The organism is Methanobrevibacter sp. (assembly GCF_045644645.1).
Classification (GTDB): domain Archaea; phylum Methanobacteriota; class Methanobacteria; order Methanobacteriales; family Methanobacteriaceae; genus Methanocatella.
The window spans coordinates 1-4,582 of sequence record NZ_JAZRHE010000157.1; the positions used below are offsets into that span (position 1 = coordinate 1).

The 4,582-nt window shown below is 29.7% G+C and carries 3 protein-coding genes; 1 reads left to right on the forward strand and 2 read right to left on the reverse strand.

Translation table 11 applies throughout. The features are described from left to right. The coding region (locus ACKI4K_RS09935) for an FRG domain-containing protein (RefSeq protein ID WP_407424717.1) at positions 1-1,019 on the forward strand (1,019 nt) is incomplete at its 5' end. Between the two features lie 241 nt (positions 1,020-1,260). Here ACKI4K_RS09935 and rhuM read toward each other — a convergent pair. Together rhuM and ACKI4K_RS09945 are read right to left on the reverse strand one after the other, a co-directional pair. Continuing rightward, positions 1,261-2,292 carry a RhuM family protein gene (gene rhuM / locus ACKI4K_RS09940; protein ID WP_407424719.1) on the reverse strand — a complete coding sequence of 344 codons (1,032 nt, stop codon included), beginning with the start codon at positions 2,290-2,292 and terminating at the stop codon, positions 1,261-1,263. Positions 2,293-3,140: 848 nt separating this feature from the next. Then, on the reverse strand, positions 3,141-4,097 hold the full coding sequence (locus ACKI4K_RS09945) for a hypothetical protein (RefSeq protein WP_407424721.1): 957 nt from the start codon (positions 4,095-4,097) through the stop codon (positions 3,141-3,143). Positions 4,098-4,582 lie beyond the last annotated feature (485 nt).

The window sequence follows — 4,582 nt, forward strand, 5'->3', positions numbered from 1 at the left end:
ACGAACTCTTTGATATAATTAAAGGCAAATCAGATAATATCGATATTCGTGAAAAATGCATATTTAGAGGCCTTGATAATGTTAATTATAAATTAAAACCTTATTCTCTTAGAAATAATGGTGAAGAATTAAATAAATTCATATCTAATGAGGAGATGTTGCCTATTAAAGCTCGATCAGAAAAATTTGGGGATGTTTCAATAAAATTTGAAAAGGATTTTAAAATTTTTGATGGTATAAAGGAATTAGAATATTTTGATAATATTGTGCAGAAATGGAAAGAATTTACAGTCTTAATGAAATTTATCAATGCTTCAGATAAAAACGGTCTTAAAATTAATGTTGAAGAGAGTATTCGTAGAATAATTGATTTTGACAGTTTCAAATTGTTTTTTGATTATTGGCCAGATGAACGATTGTGGGGAAATATTGCATTGGCTCAACATTATGGTGCTCCAACCAGATTTCTAGATTGGAGTTATGATTATCATGTTTCTTTGTATTTTGCCACAAAAGATATTATTAATGACAAACTCCAATGTGGGATAAATGATGAAGAAAATGATGGGGTATTATGGGCATTTAATCATAAATTATTTAACAATTTATCAAACTTAGAATATGATGAAAAATTTAAATTACAATTTTATCGAGCTGAATATAATTCAAATCCTAATTTAAATGCTCAAAAAGGATTATTTGCATTTTTCATAAATAACAGGAATGAAGAAGATAATGATGAGTATCATCAAATTATTATAAATCAATTTAAGCAAAATGATGAAATGAATGATGAAATTGAAAAGGATATTTTTTATAAAAGAGTACATCCACTCAAGACTTCTGATATACCTGATGGTGAAAAAATTTTTTACAAATTTATTATTCCTTATGATATGAAACAAGATGTGTTAAATGAATTGATAAAGGAAAATTATTTTACAGATACATTATTTCCAGGTTATAATGGTATTTCAGAAAGTATCAAACATAAAGTTATTCTGGATGAGTTAAAATAATAAAAGATGAGTATTTAAATTGTGTATCTTATCATGTAGGGGTTTACAAAAGAAGTGTGTAAAATAAGCAATGCTATTACTACACTTTTTGAGTTCATTGTTTTGGAAAATATTAACAACATTCATGAGTAAGATGCATTCTATATATAATAGTAAAAAATTCCACAACCCAATAAAACCGAAATCCTTGAAAAATTTAAGCAAGGTAACTAATTGCATTTTCCAAATCAAAAATATGTATTTATTTTTTACCTTCCAGCCGTTTGATGGATTTGATTAGATTATCAAAATCAGATTCATAATTTCTGTCCTGATCTATTCTGAATTCCTTATACTCATTGATTGCATGGGCTTTTGCTTCAACAGCTGAAACTTTACCTTTTCCTTCCAGTAGTGGCAGTTGGCTTAATTCAAGATATCCGTAAAGCAATGTTTTCCAGTCTTTCATGAATGTTGGCTTTTGGGAATTTGCCCTTGTTTCTGCCAATGTTAAAAAACCGTCAACCAGTGTATTCAGTGAATCCAATTCCATCTCGTTTAGATAGTTTTTTGAAATTACCACGTCTGCCTGCAGGATTTTTCCATGAGGTGCATCTTCCCATGTTGTAAGTCCCATGTTAAGTTTATTTTTGTCGCTGCGGGATTTTATGATTTCAGCGGCGGTCTGACCGGTTATTGCAAACAAGAGCATGTTCTGTACAGTGGCGAAGAAGTCTTTTGTCTCATCGGCATCCAGATTGTAATCTGCACTTGTTGCATATAAATCTGTGATTTTTTGGTTGAATCTTCTCTCTGAAGCACGTATTTCTCGAATTCTGGAAAGCAAATGGTCAAAGTAATCTTTTCCAAATCTTGAGCCTTTTTTCAATAATTCATCATCCAGTGCAAAACCTTTTACAATATACTCTTTAAGCACGCTTGTCGCCCACCTGCGAAAGTGTGTTGCCTGTTTGCTGTTTACACGATAACCGACTGAGATTATGGCATCCAGGTTGTATAATATTGGTTGTGTTTTTGCATCAGGGTTTATAATAACGATTTCACTATTAGTGGAATCGTTCGGATTGAAGGTAACTTCAGATTTTACTAATTCTCCTGATTCAAAAATATTATTTAAATGTTTACTTATTGTATTGATGTTTTTATCGAATAATTCTGCCATGGTTTTTTGTGTAGTCCACATTGTATCATTTTCTGAATCAATAATTACATTTATGGCCACTGCACCGTCTTCACTGGTATATAATAATGTTTTTACAACTTCATTATTCATATTCAAGCTCCCTCATATCTAAAATTGCTATAATAATAAGTAGATTTATAATGTATATAAAAGATTAGAGAGAGCTTTTGCAAAGTAATATTTTGCATATCCTAAGCTAGTTCACTACAATTTGTATTCTTTTAGCAGAAATATACTATAGACATCCTAAAACCTAAACTCCTTAAAGAATTTCAAAAGTGTCTGGATGGGCATTCAACTTTTATCATGAGCTATTAATCGCAACTGTTGGTAGCTATGTGGCAGTGTTGAAGATTATCTATTTGATGAGTCAGAATTCCGCCGATTTCTAATAGCTACTTTTTGAAAATTCTCATTATTTGCATTATAATCCTAATGCAACTGAAGAATTTGATGATGCATTCATGAAAAATGTGATTCATATTTCACAACAAGAGTGTTATTAGCTAAGGATTTAAAGGTTATATCTATATTCTAGATTCATATGGCTCTTAATTTGAATATGAAAATCCAATTGATGATATAAATATTACAGGGGAAGATATATTCAATATCCTATATTTAGAACTGTAAGACATTAATTATAAAAATATTGCATTTTTAGGCATCTATGAGTTAAACAGTATAGAATGCGAAGTATATGATGTAAATACGTGCTAAAACAATGTTTATACGGTTATACAAGATTCTGAACTCCATTAATTGAATAGAATTTTTCCAATATGGGCAGGATAGAACAGGGTTCACAAGAATATGGGCATTGAAATTTTTAGAAAAAAATAATGGCTTATCAGATTGAAGCCAATCATGATGACTGTGCAGTGGATTTTACGGGAGGATATGAAAAAATATAAAAAATAAAAAATTTAATCAAAAAATTAATTTTGATTAAGATTATTATTTTCAAATAACATTCTTACTTTATTTTTCCAACTATTATCATGTATTATTCTTGCCATATGCAAATTTTCATCCAATATTTCTTTTTTAGTTAGTTTACTGAATTCTAACCAGTTTTTATCAAAAACATATATTGCATTGCCATAAATCAGAGACTCTAATATTGTAAATTCCTTAAACACGAATCCCACATATCCATTAAAACCGGCTTTTCCATAAAATACAGTGGTTGGATTATATGTGTCATTAATGTATTGTATTCTATTTTCGTCTGCTGTTCTTTTAGTTTTCTTTGTTTGTTCTAAAACTGGCTTTAAATGTTCTTTTAATTTTTCCCAAGGCATTTCTCCTTTGGGCAGTATTTCCCAGTTTAATCTCTTAAGATTTTTTAAGTCTATTAATTTGCTTAAATCCTCATGCAGTATTTCACATTCTTTAAAAAGCTCTAAGAATAAATTTATCGTATGTTTCAATAGTTCATCATCTTTTTTATAGCTGAATTTTTCACTAGCTATTATGATTTTACGGCCTTCTTTTTCAACTATTTTTAATTCAATACTTGGGGGTGCAATTGGTTCTCTACATATTCTCTCATATGAAAATGTACGAATGTCCACTACTTCTTCAGTTCTACCTCTGCCTCTCCATTCATTTCGTTTAAATTGTCTTTGATAATACTTTGTTTCTTTACCTAAGTCTGGTCTTTTGATATATGATCCTTCGGAATTAAACTTAGTGATGGTGGAATATTTACCTAATCCTGATCCAATAGCGGGTAAAACTTGTTCGCCTATGTCTAGATTTTCTGTAAATCCAATTTTGTTAAGATTATCGAATATATCTATGTCTGATACGCTAATTATTATATTTGTTCCTTCGTCTATATCTTTGAATTGTGTTTCTAATTTATTAATTCTTGTTTTGTTTATTATCATTATTTTTACCTCTTATGATTTGTATAACAAATTCTTGCTTCTCATATTGCATTAAAAATGTGAAAGTGCACCCTACAATCACTTCCACAATCTTTCATTGAATTTATAATTTTTTCATTAACTTTTTCATTTCCCTTTCAGCTTTTTTTGCTTCACGCTCGGCTCTTTTCATTTCACGTTCAGCTTGTCTTATCTGACTTTTAAGTTTAGAAACGCTCATAACAATCACCTCCTAGAGCATATTTATTGAGCTACTCTATTGGGAATGTGATTCATTTTATAATGGTAATGATAGTAGAAATCTTAAACAGCAACGGTTTGGTGAAAAATACGAAGTGGTATAGAACATTTTAAATATATTAAATAATAAATCATTATCTAACTTGATTATTCGCACTTATAATCATGTTGCAATCTTTTAGATCATTACTGGTTGTAGGGACATAGTAATGATCTATAGACTTCTAAAGTCGGAGGCCAAGCGG